This is a genomic window from Spirosoma sp. (assembly GCF_048594605.1).
GTDB lineage: Bacteria > Bacteroidota > Bacteroidia > Cytophagales > Spirosomataceae > Spirosoma.
On the sequence record NZ_JBMDWV010000381.1, the window covers coordinates 1 to 19,884 of the forward strand.

Genomic DNA, 19,884 nt, shown 5'->3' on the forward strand with positions numbered 1-19,884 from the left:
GTTTTGTGGTTTTATGGGCAATCGTTACTAGTCAGCAATCGATAGCACGTATTACTATTTTAACTAAACGATCTGCAGGCTATCGACCTTTGGTTAACAACGATCAACTACTTTTACGAATCAAAAGTACAAACTGTCTTACATAAAAGTATGCATGCATACTATTTTTCTTGCTGAATGAATAACGAACGCATCCAACAATTAATTCGATTTGTACAGGAAGAACCTGACGAACCATTCAATGTTTATGCATTGGCAATAGAATATTTAATCAACCAGCCTGAGCAGGCGCAAGGTTATTTCGACCAGCTTTTGGTAAATCACCCAGATTATTTACCAACGTATTACCACGCAGCGGCTCTATACGCTGATCTTGGTGAACGTAGTAAGGCTGCTGAGCTATACGAAAAAGGAATCGCGTTGGCACGAGCGCAAAACAATGAAAAAACGCTCCTGGAGCTAACGCGGGCCCAACGAGCGTTTGAAGACGATGAAGAGTGATAAAAACCCAGTTCCACCTTTACCCTCAGTGCTCCACATACCTTCTGAAATTATAACCAGAAAATAGAACGCTGAATCCTTAGTAATAAACTAGTGCCGACGTTGGCGAGCTTGTTTCTGCTGTACCCGCTCCTGTTTAAATAGTAAAGGCACAGTGGCCTGTTCCGGTAGCGTGTATGTAATAGCGAGGTAACTGGCATTAGCTACCTTTGGAAGGTAGACAAATCCCCGTACAGATTCGCCTGGTGCTAACGTATTGGCTTTCAGGGCTAGTTCCCGCCAGCGATACTCCTCGTAATCATAGCGTTGCATACGGTTGGCAAACGTGCTGTAATCTACGGCGCGTTTGATGGCAATGCCCTCATACGCTAAACTGTGAGCGACCCGCTTATTTGCATATTCTCTGTAAGAGCGACTTCTGCTCGACGAAGATACGTCAGAAGCGACGGCTGCAACCATCAGAAGCGTATTGAATACCTTAGCACGCTTTAACCGTTTTTCCTCCTGCTTCCGCTTAACGGTCATTCGGGCTGCTTCATAAGCCGGATCAGCGGCAGAACCCGCGATAACCAGATTTGGATTCGCTGAGTTGGTAAGCGTATCCTGTGCTGCCCCAAGGGCTGCGAAATGAAAGTCGGCCGGATTAATGTCGATAGAATGGTCTGTACGGTTTTTGACCTCTACATCCAACGTAACGAATTCAGAATCTTCGCGTTCGAATGAGGCTACCACGCCGACTCCGTTCTGCTCGGCTTTCGTAACCGAACGACCATCAATCGTAGCGATATCGCCGGAGGCAGGTTCGAGCCGATACGTCATAACGGTTGGTGCGCAACTGCTTACTGCGAAAGCCAGCAAACCAGCGGCAAGAATTGACTGCGGAGTAGAGTAAGGCTTCATGGTCTGAAAAATTGAGCCAGTAAATGTAGCTAATTCCTTTAAAGTCAATCACCAAAGTAATTCTATTCGGTTAGACGCAAATTTGTTTTTGTACCAATGGCTAATTCACATTACCGCTGGATAAAAGGCAAACACACTGTTACCGTTTTATGAAATATAATTGACAAATTGAATCAGAAACGTAGCGTCTGACTGACTATGTATTACCGCAAATTTACCCCAGCCCCGCATCTCTTGCCTTTTGTGGAGTGTTACTTTGCCTGGGAAAAGCAGGAAGTACTAACGCAGCCAATGCAAATTGAATCACCACCGACCAGTTTCACGTCGATGGTGTTTAACTACGGCGATACGTACTGCGTAGGAAATAGTAAACACGTATCGTTAAACGCTCCACCAGCATTTCTAGCCGGTCAGGCTACCCAAAGTTATAAGCTGGAGTTGAGCGGACGTATTGGTATGGTTGGAATTGTGTTCAAGCCCGCCGGAATAGCTTCCCTGTTTGGTTTGCCGATGTACGAATTTACCGATGATCGAATCAATTTAGTCGATGTACTTGGTAAATCACTGCAACTACTGCATGACCAAATCGTTGAAGCTGATGGACCCATAGAGCGAGTTCGGATTCTGGAGCAGTTCCTGAATCGTCAGTTTCTCAAAAAAAACGATACGTTCGATCGGACCGATTATACCGCAAATCTGATTGTTGACCGTAAGGGCGATGTGAATGTAGGCGAACTGATGGAAGAACTCTACGTTTGTCGTCGACAGTTTGAACGGCAATTTTTGTATAAAGTAGGGGTCAGTCCAAAATACTACGCCCGCATTCGTCGGATAGGTTATCTATGCGCTCAGCTCGCCAGTCAACGCTGGCAGGTGTCCGACTGGCATGATCTGATTTATAAGTGTGGTTACTACGACCAATCGCACTTTATTCGGGAGTTTACGCAGTTTACAGGTAAGCGGCCAACGCTTTACGTAAAAGATAATCTTGAACTGACGAATTATTTGTCCTGATTGGCTATCGCATTCCTGTAATGGCATAATAATCGGGTCTGAGGAACGTAATGCGCGCCGTTGAGCTAATCAACTTCAAGCCTCAAATGCACCCAACAACTTCTATACTTACTGGAAGCGCGTAAGTAAAAAAAGTGGCTATACGTTCTTATTACGGGTAAAAGAAACCTGTAACCATGAGAAAAACTTTTTTTGCATTGGGGTTAGCCACCACGTCTTTATTCAACGTAGTAGATGGATTTGCTCAAAGTGGAAAACCGCTTTACACATTTCCTATTGGCGTTGAGTCGTATACCTACCGCAACAGCTTCCCCAAGAGCGTAGTCGCTACGTTAGATACCATCAAAGCGCTCGGTATTACGGACATGGAAGGAGGGGCACCCAAGGGATTGACGCCCGAAGAATTCAAAAAGATGTGCGATGAGCGAGGCATTAAAATTTCGGCAACTGGGGCAGGTTACGAGCAGATTGTCAAAGATCCCATGGACGCTGTGAATAAAGCCAAAGCCCTGGGCGCTTCCTACGTGATGGTCGCCTGGATTCCACATCAAAAGGGAAATTTCAACCTGGATAATGCGAAAAAAGCCGTGGAGGATTTCAACCGAGTTGGTAAAGTATTGAAGGACAATGGGATTACGTTCTGCTACCATAACCACGGGTACGAATTTCAACCCTACGAAAACGGTACATTGTTCGACTACATTGTCAAGAATACGGACCCTAACTACGTATCGTTTGAGATGGATATTCTTTGGGCTCAGCATGGGGGGGCTGATCCGGTTGCTCTTTTAAAAAAATACGGTAATCGTTTCAAATTAATGCACCTGAAAGATCTTAAAAAAGGTGTTAAAGGCGATTTGACTGGCGGAACACCGCCTGAAAATGACGTAGTATTGGGGGAAGGCCAAGTCAATATTCCAGAGATTCTGCGGTTAGCAAAAAAAGCCGGAATCCAGCATTATTACATTGAAGATGAGAGTAATAAAGAGTACGAACAGATGCCTAAAAGCATTGCGTATCTGAAAAGCCTGAAAGAATAAACAGCAGCCATTGATAGTCATTTGTTATTAAGCGTAGCGTGCGCTCTTAAACTATAACAAGTGACTATCAATGAAGCGAATAACTGCGTATTAGACACCCAATGGGCCGCCTAAGGTTACGTCCTGGCTATGAACAGGATGACGACTGGTATGATGACTTCCTGAATGCTGCTCTTCTTCCTCCTTCGAGCGTTTATTGACAAACGACTCTGCTAAATCAGTTAGCTTACGGTCCGTTTCTTTTTCTTCCTGCAACGACGTTTCCAGTAATTCGGCCGACTGCGTAAAGTCGAGTACGTAAGCCAGCGTTAGCAAAGACCCATAAATCGCAATCTCGTAATGCTCAATTTTCTGAGCTGCAATAATAAGTGCTGCATCGCGGGTCAGAGAGCCATTCTCCGTGTCGCTAATGATAGTTCTGGTATCGTTGATGAGTCCGTCGATAGCATCTGACAGGCGCTCTTCGGTTTTCATACCAATGATTCTAAAGATCTCCTCCAGTCGTTCGACCTGGTCGCGGCTCTGTTCCTGATGCTCTAAAAAGGCATTACGAACTTCGTTTGTTGTGCTGGCTTCCGCTTGCTCACCTAGGGCGTTAACTATTCGTTTCTCTACGTAGTAAACGCTTTTCAATTCGCTGATAAACAGATCGCGTAAGCCTTCGTCGGCGGTCGAATCACTGCCGTTAAAAAAGCTTGCTATTCTTTCTCCTAATGATGACATGGTGTTCAAATAATTTGATGTAAACTGCTCTATTTACAGATGTAACGCTAAATCCGTACCAACTGTTGATTAATAAAGCTTTTCTGAGCTAGCGTAAACAAGGCGTATACCTTTTTCAAGAGAATACGTAGCGGATTTTCGACCAGTGTATATTGGGTACAGCACTATATACCACTATTTAACAAGTCTACAGCCTGACTGCATTTCGAGAAAAGACACAAATTAAAATGTACAGTTTCAGATAGTATAAAATAATCTTTGGTATTTTTAATAATGCGCTAATAATATGTTAACTATATTTATAGTTAAGTCTTTTGAGGGAAAAAATTAATTTTTATATTCAATATAATATTCAAAACTTACAAACCAAAAACGTAGTTAACGATTTTATAAGTACAACAAAATCATGGATAACAGGAATTCACTTCTTTATTTTGTGTCACAGGCCTACCGGCAGGTTCAGCTTTCGGTGGAAAAAGGTTCGGAGCCTTATCCATACAGTGCGTTCAACGGGCAGTTTCAGGAATTGCTTGAAGCCTCAGGTGACGCTGAATATACCAAAAGCCTAACGATACTGCTGGTAGAAGAAGCCGCACGACTGAAACAAACAACGGATTACCTACGACAGGAAATGGCTTTCGAGATAAAGTCATCAGCAACGAGCCATCAACCCAGCGCAAGTGAGTATATAGAATCTGATTTTGGTGCTGATCGTCAAGCGGATTTATATAGCCGGCGTATGGAACGAAATGCGCGATGAGTACAGTCAATCTGAGATCTGTCTCACTAGAAAGGGCCAACCAGTTAGCTAACTGGTTGGCCCTTTCTAGTGAGACTAATGCCTAATAGCCAGCGGCTTGCCCGTCTTTACGCATTTCAGTAGCGCCCCAGTAAATTCGATTGATGGAATCCCATTGAATTGCCTGATAACCACCAAAGAAATCCGTTGGAGCCAAATGGTGCCCTCGTTTTTCCAACTCGTTACGTACATCGCTGGATATACCACTCTCCAGCGCTAACCGACCCCCGTCGGTCATGAGTGTTCCGGTTGGTTCGCTACTTCCTGAATGGCTAAACCGGGCGGCATCTCCAGCTTCCTGAATATTCATGCCAAAATCAATTATGTTGCAGAGTACTTGTAGATGACCCTGGGGTTGCATAGCGCCACCCATTACGCCGAAACTTAAAAATGGCTCTCCATTCTTTGTAACAAATCCCGGAATGATGGTCGTGAATGGGCGTTTGCCGGGCGCATACCTATTGGCATGATTGGGCTGCATAGTAAAGCTGGTACCCCGGTTGTGCAAGACGAAGCCCAGCCCATCAGGAACCATTCCACTGCCAAATTCCAGCATATTGCTTTGTATGAGCGATACGATATTGCCCTGGTCGTCAGCTACGGTTAGATAGACTGTATCGCCAGTGCGTAACGCGGGCTCACCTGAGTCGAGATGTTCGGAAGCTGCTTTCAGATCAATCAGTTTTCGACGCCTGGCAGCGTACTCTTTTGTTAGTAGCCAGGTAATCGAATCTTTAGCAAATTCAGTATCCGCGTAGTAGCGAGCCCGGTCTTCGAAGGCTAGTTTCTTTGCTTCGACCAAGACATGCAGATAATCGGCACTATTGTGGCCCAGCTTTTTCAGATCAAATCCTTCGACAATATTCAGCATCTGCAATACGGCTATCCCCTGGCCATTGGGCGGCAGTTCATGCACATCGTAGCCCCGGTAGTTGGTCGACACAGGCTGAATCCATGTGCTAAGCTGAGCCGCCAGATCTGCTTTGCGTAAGTATATACCCGTTCGCCGAGCGTAGTGGTCAATTGTGTTGGCTATAACTCCCCTATAAAACACATCGCGCCCGCCTTTCGCTATGGCCGAATACGTGGTGGCCAAATCCGGATTTCGAAAAATTTGCCCTTCAGTGGGCGCTTTACCATTTATCAGAAACGTTTTTCGAAAATTATCGAATTCTTTGATTTCAGTTTCGGCCGCTGCCAGTCGATTGTAGGCAACTTGCCAGGAATAAGCAATCACCTGCGGAACGGGTACGCCTTCGCGCGCATAGCGGATGCTTGGAGCCAATAAGTCACGCATGGGTAACTTGCCAAAACGCTGATGGAGTTGAAACCAGCCATCAACAGTACCAGGCACCGAAACCGATAAGGGCCCGTAAAGGGGGAGCAGGGTTCGTTTCTCCAAAACTTTCCGTAACGTATCGTATGTCAGGCCTTTTGGCGAGCGGCCACTGGCGTTTAAGCCATACAGCTTATGCTCTTTTGCCGACCAGATAATGGCAAACAAATCCCCTCCAATACCACCGTTATTCGGTTCAACCACACCGAGTGCTGCGTTGGCTGCAATTGCAGCATCGACAGCGGTGCCGCCTTGCTTAAGAATATCCAGGCCTATCTGTGTGGCGAGTGGATGACTGGTTGCCACCATGCCGTGCCTTCCCAAAACTGGACTACGTGTTGCAAAACTGAGTCCTCTAGGACGATCGCCTTTGCCGGGTGTCTGCCCGTATAGTGAGGAAATAACCAGACAAAATAATCCCCAAAAATGGCTGATTATAAGCGATTTCATGAAATTGCTATTTTTCGTCAGTAGACGGATTGTTACTACGTTATTATCGAATTCAGGACCATTACGCCTGCGAGCCCTGATATGGAAACCAGTGTTTCCATAATCGACCACGTTTTGAGCGTATCAGTCATTGAAAGCTGAAAATATTCCCGAAATAACCAAAACCCTGTATCGTTGACATGAGAGAACATCATACTGCCTGCACCAATGCTCAGCACCATCAGGCTGGGATCAACGCCCGTAACGGTTAACAAAGGAGTGACAAAACCCGCTGTCGTAATGCCGGATACGGTTGATGAACCTACGCTTACGCGAATGAGCGCGGCCATTCCCCAGCCTAATACGTAGGGATGCAGCGCGGAATTTTGCATCATATCGGCAATCGCCTGATTGACACCTCCTGCCGTTAGCACTTGTTTTAGAGCACCCGCCCCACCAAAAATCAGAAAAAGCAGCGCTACGTCTTTAATCGCATCGGTTAGAGGATGCGTGACTTCTGACAGAGATTTTCCGCGTTGAAGACTAAACGTAGCGACTAACACCGCACAAAACATACTGACAACCGGCTCGCCCAGAAAGAGCAGTAGTTGCTGAATGAACGTATCATCAGGCAGGAAGGGCACGACCAACGTACTGACGCCAATGAGAAGAATGGGTAGTAAAACCGTCAGGAAACTTACAGTCGACGAGGGCATCTGATCTTCCTGCAAATCGGCAGCAATAAATGCCGGATTGGGTAAGGTTGTGTATTTTTTCAGGCTCAGCCCAAATAAGGCACCTGAAATAAGAATGGCTGGAATCGCTACGATGATACCATAAAACAGCGTCAGGCCCATGTTGGCGTTAAACTGTTTTACAATAGCCAGTGGGGCGGGGTGGGGAGGCAAATACCCCTGCGTTACGGAAAGCGATGCCAGCATCGGTAAGCCAATATACAGCGCAGGCAGTTTATATCGGTAAGCAACCGTAATCACCAGTGGAGCCAACAGCATGAACCCAACCGAATAAAACAGCGGTAAACCAACCAGAAATCCAGTCACCATGAACGCCCAGCGCGCGTGTCGCGTACCTACAAACTCCATCATGTTGACGGCGATACGTTGTGCAGCTCCGCTTTGTGCTACCAGTTTGCCCAGCATGGCTCCTAGCGCAATAATAGACGTAATGGAACCCAGCGTGCTACCAATTCCGGTCTGGATGGCCTCCAGAATGACTAACGGTTTCAGACCCAGTGCCAGACCAACGCCCATCGATACGGCCAGAAATGCCAGAAAAGTGTGTAATCGGACAACAGAAATAAGCGCAATAAGAGCCAGAATGCCGAGTAGTGTAATGGTTAAGGGCATGACCAAATAAAGCAAATCTACTCGGCAAACGGGATTCTGCTACGTATCTACTTGTCTGGGTCTGGCCTTGCTAGAATTTGACCGTACACTACGTAGTGTAGGCGCTTTACTTAGTATACTTACTGGTATATGAATTCGCGTATGCTTCTTGGCGTAGATTCTGAATCGGCAACAACAATCTCCCAGGCTGGCCGGCCCTGCTGATCGAAATTGTAGTAATGTGTAAATACGGTAGTTTGTTTGGTTGAAGAACCAATATTGGTGGAAACCAGTGTTTGTCTGCTCAGTAGATTCTGACTTGGTTTTCCTCGAAATGTCAGGGGCGACAGAATATTGGGTTTGTCTAGATTGTATTCATACGTATTGCTCTGAACACCGCCAGAATTATAGACTGTTTCTTTTGCGACAACATTACCATCTTTTACGATATACGTATCCCGCTGGTTATTTCCCTGATAAGTAGTCAGAAATCCTTCGTTGTTATAGATGTATTCGTTAGGTTCCAGATTTCCTTTTATGTATCCTTTCTCGTTTAGAAACAGTACGTTTACAAAATCCTTATTCTCCCAATTCTGATAGCGTTCGGCCAGATCCGGCGTATACTGATAAGACAATGACTCCCACCAGCTGCTATTGTTCCAGACCGTCGTTTTTTGAAGGGTTAAGCGTTTCTGAGCGTCGTAATCATAGTTTCGCCTAAGCCGCCAGCTCACTCTCAGTTCTTTTCCGTTGAGCATAACGGTTTTCTCTCCATTCTCACTTATGGTGTATTCTGTGATCTGTACAACTGGACTCGATTTAACCACGTTGGCCTGCCCCGGATTGGGAAGGTTTGAAGAGGAGTCGTTCGGGTTAACAGTGTCCTGAGGAGATCGGCAAGCCGATATAAGCATTAGTGAAAACAGTAATGAAAATAGTGGCTTCATAAACTAAGTTGCGTATAGAGAGTGATTTCAGACCCGTCTGTTACGTATCAATTATCGATTGATACGTAACAGACGGGTCAAATTAATGACACCTACAACGCGGTTCTTTGTTGCAATTCGTCATACTGAAATTTTATTGACAAAAAGCAATCGATTTTTAAACAATCTGACGCCGTTGAAGTTAGTAGTATGTATTTCGCTCGAAGTAGTCGTAAAGAAAACGGAAACGTGACAGTACGGCTGCACACAGAGCGAAACAAAAAGCCAGGTGACTTTTCGTCGTCTGGCTTTCCTTTTGCCGCTGGAAAAACGAGTCGTTTCAATAAATTTTCTCGTAATACTCTGCTGCCATCCGGTTCGCGCCAAAAAAGGCATTTACATCATTCATGCTACGTAGTACCATCGCTTGCCAGTCAGCCGGGCGATCATAATACATGGGCAGAATTTCGTTTTCAATTAAGTCGAAGAGATTATCGCGGTCCTGTTCATCGCGAACGTGGTCGGGTAGGAGTGGTTCTGCTTCAGGCACCAGGAAACTGTTCTCTCCCGGTTTGGTAAACTCCCGCACCCAGCCATCGTTGGTCGAGATGTTTACGGCCCCGTTCATGGCGGCTGTCATCCCGCTGGTACCCGATGCTTCCCGCCCGACAATCGGTGTGTTGAGCCAGCCATCGGCACCATCTTTTATAAGCTTGGAAAGCGCTAATTCATAACCGGTTAATACGGCCATGTTCGGAAACAGATGGCTTAGGTAATACAAATGGTTAAATACGTCAGTAGCGCCCCCATCCATCGGATACGGCTTTCCAGCCCAGATAATCTGTACCGGATATTTTGTCTGATTTAATAAACGGGTGAACCGTTCCATATCCTGCGTTAACAGATCCGGTCGTTTATACGTAGCGAATCGGCGGGCCCAAACCAGTGTCAATACGTTAGGGTCAAAGAGTTTGCCTACCTGATCGGCAACGATGCGGAAGAGCGGGCGTTTTAATTCTATTTTTCGAGCGGCAATGGCCTGAGCATCTTCAGCTAAACGAGCGGCTTCAATAGCCGGGTCGGTCCAGTATCGTTGATTTTGGGCATTCGTTACGTGTGTAATCGGGCAAATACCTTCGTAACGCCCCCACATCTGCCGGGATACTTCGCCGTGTAGCCTGGAAACACCGTTCGACAGGCGGCTCAGCCGTAACGCTACCAGCGAGTGGTTAAAGACATGGTCCTGAATGCCGGTAATTTCCCGGACGCGGTCCAGTGGAATTCCGCCAAAAAAACTCATCTCATTCAGCAAATGAATATCGTGCTTTTCGTTACCGGCTTCCTCGGGCGTGTGCGTCGTAAACACCATGCGTTTACGTATCTCATCGGCTGAGCCCAGTTTTTGATACAGATAAAAAGCTGCCGACAGCGCATGGGCTTCATTAAGATGATAAACATCGGGTGTAGCTCCCAGTGCATCAATTAGCTTGGCTCCTCCAGTGCCTAGCAGCATGCATTGCGCAATTTTCATGCGTGTATCGTTGTCATACAGCCGATATGAAATGGCACGGGCTGCGCCGTCATTGCCGTCGATATCGCTCGTCAGAAAAAAAAGAGGAACGGTCTGGAAATGCTTGGGGTCTAAATAATAAGCGCGAACCCGGACAGGTCGACCAGCAACATCAACGGTAAACTCAATCCCAGTATCCTGTAAAAAGAAATACAGCTTCTCGCGAAACTGTACATCCATAGCATTGTCTGTTTTGCGCACCTGATCATAATAGCCGTATTTCCATAACATGCTAATGCCGATCAGATTCTGATTCAGTTCGAAGGCACTTTTCATGTGCGAACCAGCCAGAAAACCGAGGCCACCCGAATAGGTTTTAAGGGCTTGATCGGCGGCAATTTCCATCGAAAAATAAACAACGGATTTTTTGAAACGATCATCAATCGAGTAGGGGGCACGGAAGGCCGCAGGAAGTTGGGAGATCATAGGCGGTTTAGGTAAGGTAAGCAAGTAAATGAATTACCTTAACAAACCACCACTGCGTTACTTAAAATTGTTTAATTTTCTGCTCCCTTTATTCTAAAAACAGCTCCCTCCAGGGTTTCATCAACCCGAATCTGGCAGGCTAGCCGACTATCCGAGTCCGCATCTGGCAGTGTATCCAGCATATCGAGTTCAGCATCCTGGGCCGACGGCAGACTTTCTGGATCACTCAATACCTGCACGTGGCAGGTCGCGCAAAGGGCCATACCTCCGCAGGTCGCCAGAATATTATACTCCGAGGCTTTCAGTACTTCCATCAGGCTCAGATTAATTCCCTCTGGTATTTCAATCGGCTGTTGCTCGCCGTTACGATCTTCTATAGTAAATTGAATCATGGGAAAGTGAGTCGCAAGGGGCGCCCGTGAACAAAAAGGTCATTGGCGATGAACGACTTGTTTTAAAAAACCGGTACGCCGTTAACAGTTGTGTATTTGAAACTTAATTTCTGGTTGGGGTGGACGTAACGAAAGGCGCTTTGGCACATCAGGGCGGCTTCATGAAAGCCACACAGAATTAGCTTAAGTTTGCCCGGATACGTATTGATGTCGCCGATGGCGTAAATTCGTTCGACGTTGGTTGAATAATCTTCCGTATTGACAGAAATCGCTGATTTGTCGATTGTTAAGCCCCAGTCTGCAATGGGTCCCAGTTTTGGCGTTAGGCCAAAAAGCGGAATCAGATGGTCAGTCGGAAGAACGGTTACCGTTTTATCTTTGGCTGTAATACTCACTTCCTGCAAATGTCCATTGCCATTGATGCTGGTAATGTTGGATTGCAATACCAGATTAACACGTCCCTGATTAGCCAGATGGAATACTTTTTCGGCAGAGTCGGGCGCACCCCGGAACGTATCGCTGCGGTGAACCAGCGTAACTTCCTGCGCTACGTCGGCCAGGAAGATTGTCCAGTCAAGGGCGGAGTCGCCCCCGCCGGCCAGAACCACGCGTCGATCACGTAATTGTTCGGGATTTTTCACCATATAAGCGACACCCTTCCCTTCAAAACGCTCCAGATTAATAATATCGGGTTTGCGAGGTTCAAAACAACCAAGCCCACCTGCAATGACCACTACCTGACAGTGGACGGCGGTTCCTTCGTTAGTCGTAACTACATAAGACCCGTCGCTTTGCCGATCAAGGCTTTCAACGCGTTCGCCCAGCGTAAACCCAGGGTTGAAGGGGGAAATCTGTTCCATCAGGTTATCGACCAGCGTCTGTGCGTTGATCGCCGGATAACCCGGAATATCATAAATCGGCTTCTGTGGATAAATTTCTGAAAGCTGCCCGCCAATCTGTGGCAAAGCATCGATTAAATGACACCGCATCTTCAATAGACCGGCTTCAAAAACGGCAAACAGGCCTACCGGACCCGCGCCAATAATGCAAATATCTGTTGTTACCATTTATCGTGTAGTTGCTAGTAGCTGCATTGGCCTGATACTGCAATCTGTTGTTCAGCACAAGACAACTAGCTGATTGTTCGGTGTAAAGGTAGAGGCATACACCCTATCAGAGGCTATCATAAATTGGAATGAGGGATAAGCAGATGGAATGGAAAGGCTCGGTTCCTGCCGATATCTCCCAGGATTATTCTCGTTCGAGGATGCGTTCTTCCGGGTTAGGCAGCAAGTTTTTACGGTTCGTCGGCGATTGATTCCGGATTGGTTGGATGAAGGGCAACTTTGTTATATTAATCAACCGAATTAAGCTATGTATCCACCCATTAAATTAGTTGTCAGCATCGGGCTTATTCTGATTGTGAGAATGTCGGCCAATGGGCAAACGTATCAAAACACAATTGGTCTGTCGCTTGGTACGTTTCGTCTGCAATCGCTCGATCAGCAGGCATCAGTACTTCAGTATGCGGGTAACGTCCTGCCGTTGGTTGGATTAACGTATCGCCATCTGTCAGAAAATTCGCGCGTTAATCTTCGTCTGACGGGTGGAGCTGGAACGATAAATCCGACCCGTTTCGGTGCCCGCACATACACAACACCTATTGGTAAAGACAAAACGTACTCCTACCAGATCTCGTCAACGATGTATGTGTTCGATCTGGAAGCAGATTACCTTCGTCGCGTTGGTTCGGCCGAGCTGGGTAAGTTTAATACGTGGGTAGGCGGTTCAGTTCGGGAGTCGGCCTGGTATGCGGATGAAGTTGGCAATTTTCCCTGGATTGTTAATACGGCAACGCTTGCGCCAGTTGTGCAAACCGATTATGCTTTCCAGCCCAATCATAACCTTACGCTACGTATCGATATGGCCGTTTTGGGGCTGATCAGTCGTGCTATATGGTCTAATTTTCCAAAATCGACGAAGGATACGAACGTCGGCGCTTATTTCAAACAGGGAACGCAACTGGCCACGGTAGCTAAGCTGGTGCAAGCAAATGTGCAGTTTGGCTATAGTTATCGTATCAGTCCGCGTATGAGTCTGGGCGCTACGTATCGTGCCCGTTATTTGTCGTACCCCGGCCCGCGTCCTGTTCGGGCTGTCAGCAGTTCGATCTCCCTTGATGGCGAAGTTCATTTTTAACCTCCACAACCGTGAAAAAAGTCTATTACCTGTATCTGCTGTTTTTACTGACAACCGGCTGTACATCAAAACTTCTCGGGCCGCAAACCGCTAATTCGCCTGTTACTAATTTCGATTATCTCTGGAAAGAATACGACCTGATGTATGCAACCTTCGACCCGAAAAAAATAGACTGGGAGGCTGCTTATCGAACGTATCGTCCTCTGATAACCGAAAAGACAACCGATGCGGAACTGTATCAGGCTATGACAAAATTGCTGGACGTACTGGACGACAATCACGTTTATCTGCGCCCAACTGCCGATACGAAACTTCCCTGGTATTCGGGCGGGATTCTGGGCCGAACAACGGTGAATGATTACAATAGCGACGTAGTGAAAACGTATCTGACCCATACGAAGGCGATTACGCACGAATTTGTGTGCAGCACAATCAAGCAGAACGTCGGCTATATCCTGCTGAAGGGTTTCGAGAATAATTACGGAACCTATGAAAAAACGATGGATTCCGTGCTGACATACCTGAAAGATACCAAAGGCATAATTATCGACCTTCGGGACAACGGCGGTGGCGAAGATCGCGTAGCACAATACGTTGCAAATCGGTTTGCCAGCGAACGACACCTGTCCTTTACGGCCCGAATGCGAAACGGTCCCCGGCATAGCGACTTTGCGCCCGAACTAACGTTTTATACTGAACCAGCCGGTAGGTTTCAGTACACCAAACCGGTTGTTGTATTAACCAATCTGTGGTCCTTCAGTTCGGCAGAGACGTTTATGCTGGCCATGGTGCAGAATAAGCAGGTCACGCAAATTGGCGATGTAACAGGCGGAGCTTTTTCCGATGCGTTACCCCGTGATTTGCCCAATGGCTGGAGTTTCCGTGTTCCCATCGCTGATGTTCGCGACGCCAACGGACGAAGCCTGGAAGGTATTGGTATCATGCCCAAAATCCGGATAAAAAATACGCCCGAACTAATAAAGGCTGGCCACGATCGGGTGTTGGAGCGGGCTATCGAGTTGTTACAATGAGTATGCCCACTTACCTTGCATTCCTCGATCAGCGACGGATGGTACGGTTAAATGACAAATGGTTTCGGCTGGTAGGCATTCCAGTGTTGGCATTGCTGGGAAACTGGGTTTTTTATGACGAAATCAACCGCCAACACAACCAGCAACTCTGGGTCGACTGGATTTTCAGTCTGCTGGAAGTGTCGCTGCTCTGGACGCTTGCCCGGTACGGCATTCTGCGGGCTCGACGGCGGCACCCAGCATTAAGCGAAACTCGGCAACGTATTCAGTATCAGGTTGTTTGGTTTTTGGGTGTAACGGCTTGTTTGCGGTTGCTTACTACGTTTCTGTACGACATAACGATGTTTTGGGGGTATCATTACACACCGATTCGTTACGTGTATAACGTAGCGGTTGGGTTCTTTTGCATTGTACCATTAGCCGCTATTTATGAAGGCATGTACTTGTACCTACAGTGGACTGTTACGTACCAGGAAGCGCAGGAACTGAAGAAAATTAATTTGCAAACGCAACTGGAATCACTGAAAGAGCAGGTAAAGCCGCACTTCCTGTTCAATAGCCTGAATACATTACAGGGGCTGGTGATGGAGGATGCCAAAGAACAGGCTGTAGCGTTCATTATCAACCTGTCTCAGGTGTATCGGTATCTGTTGCAAAGCAATGAGCAGGTGCTGATTCCGTTATCGAAAGAATTAGCGTTTGTTCGGGCCTATATCGATTTACTCAAAACGCGTTATGAGCAGGGCCTGCTCCTGGAAATTAACGTAGCGTCTGATGTGCTGGATTATGCGTTGCCTCCGCTGACACTCCAGATGCTGGTAGAAAATGCGGTCAAACATAATCGGATCTCGACCCGATTACCGCTGACAATACGTATTTACAGCGATGCTGCGCACAACCTGGTGGTGGTTAATAATCTGCAACGGAAGCAAACGGTGGTACCATCGAATCAGATGGGACTGGCGAATATCTCCGCAAAATATCGTCTGCTCAATCAACCAGATATTGTTATTCATCAGACTGACGCCGTTTTTCAGGTATCAGTTCCTCTGCTCCAACCTGTACAACCATGAACGTACTGATTATTGAAGATGAACCGGTAGCAGCCCGGCAATTGAAGGCAATGGTGGAACGCGCAGGCGATGACATTCGCGTGTTAGCTGTACTCGACTGTATCGAACAATCGGTTGATTATTTACGGAAAAGCAGCACCCAGGCAGGCGACGACAAGCCGTCAGGTCATCCCGATTTGATTCTGATGGATATTGAACTGTCGGACGGGCAAAGCTTTGCTATTTTTGAGCAGGTGAGCGTAACAAGTCCAATCATTTTCACGACAGCTTATGATGAATACGCGCTACGTGCTTTTGAGGTCAACAGTGTCGATTACTTGCTGAAGCCTATTCAGGAAAACGCGCTCCGAAAAGCGCTGCAAAAGTTCCGGCAGTTACAGCAAACCTACGGTGGAACAACGACCGTTACGTTACCTATCAACGATCTGATCCGGCAACTTAGTCAGCATCAGCAGCCCGCCGTTACATATCGCGAGCGGTTCCTGGTGCATATGGGTCAACGGTTGTTACCCATAGAGACTCCGGAGGTCGCTTATTTTTACTCGACCAATAAGCTGACATTTCTGAAAACCCATGCTGACAATCAGTATATGCTCAATTACTCGCTTGACGAATTGGAGAAGATGCTCGATCCCCGGCAGTTTTACCGGGCGAATCGTCAGTTCATTGTAAGCCATAAAGCCGTCCAGAAACTTCATTTGTATTTCAACAGTAAGCTAAAGCTGGACCTGCGCCCGGCTACTGAGGAAGACGTACTAATCAGCCGCGAGAAGGCAATGGCGTTCCGGCAGTGGCTGGGGGAGTGAGAACAGTCGGGAGGGAGCCAGCGAAAATTCTTCGTCGTTCAGAAGGTCGGATGGGGGAGGAACAAAGCCCCTATGATCGATAAACATTAGTTGAAGGTGCTCACGTATGTCGCCTAAAAATGTTCGGGGGTAATAAACGGAATACCAGCGTTGGTATGCTTTCTCCTTCAATAAAATACCTTAATCTGAATTTCTGGAAATCAATACGTCCTTTTTTATCCATCTCTTTTCGCTACGGTAGGTGCGCTGTTACGTAACGTAGATAGATTACGCAGTTATTCTATTGAAAATGAATTGCCATCAATTCCAAAAACAACGTATTAAGTGGGTATACGGCGGACATTAGTCAATAAAAAAAGTGGAAAATGAGGTTCGTCATTTTCCGCTTTTTTATTGACTCGATTTATAAACACGCCTTCTCTACGGTCCAGTGCGGCCACCCGCCTGAGTGACCATACTGCTCGTCGTGAACGTACTGGATTGCGATCCTGCTACGTAACTTCCACTGGTATACAGACCATTAACAGTTGTGCCGCCTGTTACGCTACCGCCTGTAAGCACCTTATAGGTTTTACCCTGCTTGAGTTTTGGACTGGAGAATAGCATCGTTGTGTAAGCGCGCGGAATCTGGAAAGTAAGTGCTTCTGCTCCATCGCTGGATTGGATATTAATCAGTTGATTTGCTGCGCCTGAACCCAGAACTACCGAAGGCTGCGTACTGACACTGGCCGTTGGCAAACTGGTAGCCCCACCAATACCAACAATAATACCACCGGTTATTTTAAACGTATTACGGTCGCAGTCGAAGCCTTCTTCCGGAGCCGTCGAGCCAACGGATACAGTTCTTCCGCCCGTCACAATAATCTGACCATTTGAATCAATACCATCATTGTTGGTGGCATACACATACGTATTACCGCCATTGATGTAAATAAACGTTCCCGCGTTGATTCCGTCGTCTTTCGTTTTGGCCGTAATAGTGCCGTTGTTAATCGTCAGAACGCTCTTGCTTTCAAGGCCTTCGCCCGCGCTCGACGTAATATTGATCGTACCGCCATTGATTGTCAGATACGGATCTATTGTTTTGTCAGTATCATACGTAGCGGCTATTCCTTTATCCACTACGTTGACCGTGAACGTACCATTGTTGATGACGATATAACCTTCTTCACACTGAATGCCGTCGTTGGAAGCGGTAATAGTTATCGTTCCCCCATCGGCGATAAACGCATCATTGGTGTGAATGCCGTCCGATGCGGCTCCCGTCACCGTAATGGTTCCGCTGATGATTCGAACGTAATCGTCGCTACAGATTCCATGTTTGTTATTGCCTTTTAGGGTAAGGCTTCCATTACCGCTGAATATCAGTTGACCTTCGCTGAAAAATGTTCCTTTCATATCTTCCGTGCTGGTCGCATACGTAGTACCATCGGTTAATGCGTTCGTGGTGTTGTCCGTCAGCACGACAAACGCTCGCTTGCCGGACTGGATATTGATTGCGGGGCCGTCGGCATTCGTGATGTTAACACCGTTCAGCGTGAGCTTGAATTTCTTATCACTGTAAATTTTTACCGATCCGTTCGTTGTCGTTCCCGATAGCACGTACTCAACCTCCGCAACCGTAGCCGTAATCACTACGTCGCCGTTGGTTTCGGTTATTGTTACGCCTTTGCCCGCGAGTGGATTGGTAATGCTGACCGTACTGCCGAAGTTGATGGCAACGGTCGACGAAAAGGTAGAGTTGGCCAGCAGATCTTCTTCATTCGCAGCCGTTCCGGTATTTCCTTCTTTTTTGGCCGATACTGTACTGGTGCTGTCGATTGTGAGCGAGTTGCCTGTCGAAGTAGTGGTCGACGTCGTTGGTGTCGTCGTACCGCCCGGTGTAACGGTGTCTTCAGTTTTCGAGCAGGAGAAGAACGTAGCGATGAACAAAAGACAAACAGCACTTAATCCCGTTGTTTGTTTGACAAAGTTACGTCTGAATCCCCTCGTCGGAAATTCGTTTTGATTCATGATTGTGGCTTACGTAGTATACAGTATATCTTAATAATTACGTAGTACGCCAATTGGTGCCTAACCGTTGCCTAAGATGGATTATTTCAGGTAGGAAACGAAAGTTGATCGAGAATTCTCATCACCTTGTTATCCATTTAATAGCACTTAATAAGAATTTATATAGAAGCTGCAGACCCGCCCGTATGGCGTCCATTCCTTAGGTTTTATGCACTAGCTAGTGAGGTAGGTTGTAGTCACTGGAACGAGGTCGAGCGACCCTGCAAGGAACTGTGCTCCAACGTAGAGAATTAATCACTCGTCAAGAAAAAGTGAGCAGGCCTCGCCTAAAAAGAGGATTATTTGAGACGCACCATACACGGTTTGTGTCAAGCAATGCGAACCCAATACTTCCAAAGGGCTATTTGACAGTTAGTTAAACGAAGCCCTGAACTCCAACGGACTCTGGTTGGTTTTGGCTTTGAAGAGCTTATTGAAGGACTGCGAATGCTCGAAGCCTAACTCATAGGCAATCTCACTAACGGATAAGTCGGTGGTTGACAGGCGTTCTTTGGCTTTATTAATCAGCTTTTCATGGATGAGCTGCTGCGTCGTTTGGCCAGTCAGCGATTTAAGTAAACCTCTTAAGTAACTTTGGGAAATGTGTAAACTGGTTGAAATATACTGAACTGTTGGTAACCCCTTCGTCGATAAATCGTCATCGTTAAAATAGTCCGACAAGAGTTTTTCTAATCGAACGAGAATTTGATGATTATTAATTTTTCGAGTGATAAACTGTCGTTGGTAAAATCGCTCGGCGTAGGTCAGCAGAGTTTCTATATGTGAAATGATGATATCCTGACTAAAATTGTCAATGTTTGAATGGTATTCGATTTTAATATGCTGGATTATGTCGTTAATGATTGTCTTTTCTTTATCCGACAGAAACAGCGCTTCGTTGATCGAGTACTTGAAGAATTCGTAATTTTTTATTTTGTTCGCCAGCGATGTTCCCCACAAAAGGTCCGGATGCACGAGTAAAATCCAACCGGATAAGTCGTCTTCGGGACTAGCACCTGCCCCTCTTATTAGCTGATTGGGCGCCACAAAGTACAACATACCCTCATCAAAATCATAGGTCTGTTGGCCATAATATAATTTATTTTTAAAGCCTTTTTTAAGGGTGATATAATAAAAATCCAATAGTAGTCCTTGGTTTATATCTACGCTATTATTGGTAGATGATTGAAGGTCGGTGTAATCAACAATACTTATAAGGGGATGGTCTGGTTTAGGCAATCCAGACAGTTGATGAGCTTCCGTAATTGTTTTTATTCGCATCGGTTTCTTTGCCGGCATGACAAAACACGGTTTAACGTTT

18 protein-coding genes are annotated in these 19,884 nt (G+C 46.5%); 8 read left to right on the forward strand and 10 right to left on the reverse strand.

Annotated features, from left to right (window positions below):
- The first annotated feature begins 177 nt into the window (after positions 1-177).
- The gene (locus ACOJS8_RS23695; RefSeq protein ID WP_420151036.1) at positions 178-501 is read left to right on the forward strand and encodes a tetratricopeptide repeat protein; all 324 of its coding nucleotides are present in this window, start codon (positions 178-180) and stop codon (positions 499-501) included.
- A gap of 90 nt (positions 502-591) precedes the next feature.
- Here the strand turns inward: ACOJS8_RS23695 and ACOJS8_RS23700 are convergent, their stop codons facing one another.
- Positions 592-1,401, reverse strand: coding sequence for a hypothetical protein (locus tag ACOJS8_RS23700; protein WP_420151037.1), 810 nt, complete (start codon positions 1,399-1,401; stop codon positions 592-594).
- A gap of 198 nt (positions 1,402-1,599) precedes the next feature.
- Here ACOJS8_RS23700 and ACOJS8_RS23705 point away from each other — a divergent pair, with 198 nt between their 5' ends.
- Positions 1,600-2,415, forward strand: a complete 816-nt coding sequence (locus ACOJS8_RS23705; RefSeq protein ID WP_420151038.1) for a DUF6597 domain-containing transcriptional factor — start codon at positions 1,600-1,602, stop codon at positions 2,413-2,415.
- A 176-nt stretch (positions 2,416-2,591) separates the two neighbouring features.
- On the forward strand, positions 2,592-3,455 hold the full coding sequence (locus tag ACOJS8_RS23710) for a sugar phosphate isomerase/epimerase family protein (RefSeq protein WP_420151039.1): 864 nt from the start codon (positions 2,592-2,594) through the stop codon (positions 3,453-3,455).
- A gap of 90 nt (positions 3,456-3,545) precedes the next feature.
- Here the strand turns inward: ACOJS8_RS23710 and ACOJS8_RS23715 are convergent, their stop codons facing one another.
- Complete coding sequence (locus ACOJS8_RS23715) at positions 3,546-4,178, reverse strand: ferritin-like domain-containing protein (protein ID WP_420151040.1); 633 nt, start codon at positions 4,176-4,178, stop codon at positions 3,546-3,548.
- Between the two features lie 406 nt (positions 4,179-4,584).
- Between ACOJS8_RS23715 and ACOJS8_RS23720 the strand changes: the two genes are divergently transcribed.
- The gene (locus ACOJS8_RS23720) at positions 4,585-4,938 is read left to right on the forward strand and encodes a hypothetical protein (protein WP_420151041.1); all 354 of its coding nucleotides are present in this window, start codon (positions 4,585-4,587) and stop codon (positions 4,936-4,938) included.
- 82 nt (positions 4,939-5,020) lie between these two features.
- Here ACOJS8_RS23720 and ggt read toward each other — a convergent pair whose 3' ends face one another.
- The 6 genes from ggt to ACOJS8_RS23750 all read right to left on the reverse strand — a co-directional run bounded on the left by ggt (position 5,021) and on the right by ACOJS8_RS23750 (position 12,469).
- Complete coding sequence (gene ggt, locus ACOJS8_RS23725) at positions 5,021-6,763, reverse strand: gamma-glutamyltransferase (protein ID WP_420151042.1); 1,743 nt, start codon at positions 6,761-6,763, stop codon at positions 5,021-5,023.
- 35 nt (positions 6,764-6,798) lie between these two features.
- Positions 6,799-8,109, reverse strand: coding sequence for a gluconate:H+ symporter (locus tag ACOJS8_RS23730; protein WP_420151043.1), 1,311 nt, complete (start codon positions 8,107-8,109; stop codon positions 6,799-6,801).
- A gap of 119 nt (positions 8,110-8,228) precedes the next feature.
- Complete coding sequence (locus ACOJS8_RS23735; protein ID WP_420151044.1) at positions 8,229-9,035, reverse strand: hypothetical protein; 807 nt, start codon at positions 9,033-9,035, stop codon at positions 8,229-8,231.
- A gap of 319 nt (positions 9,036-9,354) precedes the next feature.
- Positions 9,355-11,010 carry an alpha-glucan family phosphorylase gene (gene glgP, locus ACOJS8_RS23740; RefSeq protein WP_420151045.1) on the reverse strand — a complete coding sequence of 552 codons (1,656 nt, stop codon included), beginning with the start codon at positions 11,008-11,010 and terminating at the stop codon, positions 9,355-9,357.
- A 71-nt stretch (positions 11,011-11,081) separates the two neighbouring features.
- On the reverse strand, positions 11,082-11,402 hold the full coding sequence (locus ACOJS8_RS23745; RefSeq protein ID WP_420151046.1) for a 2Fe-2S iron-sulfur cluster-binding protein: 321 nt from the start codon (positions 11,400-11,402) through the stop codon (positions 11,082-11,084).
- 62 nt (positions 11,403-11,464) lie between these two features.
- Positions 11,465-12,469, reverse strand: a complete 1,005-nt coding sequence (locus ACOJS8_RS23750; RefSeq protein WP_420151047.1) for an NAD(P)/FAD-dependent oxidoreductase — start codon at positions 12,467-12,469, stop codon at positions 11,465-11,467.
- 307 nt (positions 12,470-12,776) lie between these two features.
- On the opposite strand from ACOJS8_RS23750, the gene ACOJS8_RS23755 reads away from it, so the two are divergent.
- From ACOJS8_RS23755 to ACOJS8_RS23770, 4 genes are read left to right on the forward strand one after another with little or no spacing between them, the layout of a single operon-like run.
- Positions 12,777-13,601 carry a hypothetical protein gene (locus tag ACOJS8_RS23755; RefSeq protein ID WP_420151048.1) on the forward strand — a complete coding sequence of 275 codons (825 nt, stop codon included), beginning with the start codon at positions 12,777-12,779 and terminating at the stop codon, positions 13,599-13,601.
- A gap of 11 nt (positions 13,602-13,612) precedes the next feature.
- Positions 13,613-14,632 (forward strand): S41 family peptidase, encoded by a 1,020-nt coding sequence (locus ACOJS8_RS23760; protein ID WP_420151049.1) that lies wholly within the window; start codon positions 13,613-13,615, stop codon positions 14,630-14,632.
- A 2-nt stretch (positions 14,633-14,634) separates the two neighbouring features.
- Entirely contained in the window at positions 14,635-15,705 is a 1,071-nt protein-coding gene (locus ACOJS8_RS23765) for a sensor histidine kinase (RefSeq protein ID WP_420151050.1), read from the forward strand.
- A complete protein-coding gene (locus ACOJS8_RS23770) occupies positions 15,702-16,511 on the forward strand; it encodes a LytR/AlgR family response regulator transcription factor (protein WP_420151051.1) in 810 nt (269 codons plus the stop codon). Before ACOJS8_RS23765 ends, ACOJS8_RS23770 begins: the two co-directional genes overlap by 4 nt.
- 420 nt (positions 16,512-16,931) lie before the next feature.
- Here the strand turns inward: ACOJS8_RS23770 and ACOJS8_RS23775 are convergent, their stop codons facing one another.
- Together ACOJS8_RS23775 and ACOJS8_RS23780 are read right to left on the reverse strand one after the other, a co-directional pair.
- Complete coding sequence (locus tag ACOJS8_RS23775; RefSeq protein ID WP_420151052.1) at positions 16,932-18,524, reverse strand: carbohydrate-binding domain-containing protein; 1,593 nt, start codon at positions 18,522-18,524, stop codon at positions 16,932-16,934.
- Positions 18,525-18,935: 411 nt separating this feature from the next.
- The gene (locus ACOJS8_RS23780; RefSeq protein WP_420151053.1) at positions 18,936-19,862 is read right to left on the reverse strand and encodes a helix-turn-helix domain-containing protein; all 927 of its coding nucleotides are present in this window, start codon (positions 19,860-19,862) and stop codon (positions 18,936-18,938) included.
- Positions 19,863-19,884 lie beyond the last annotated feature (22 nt).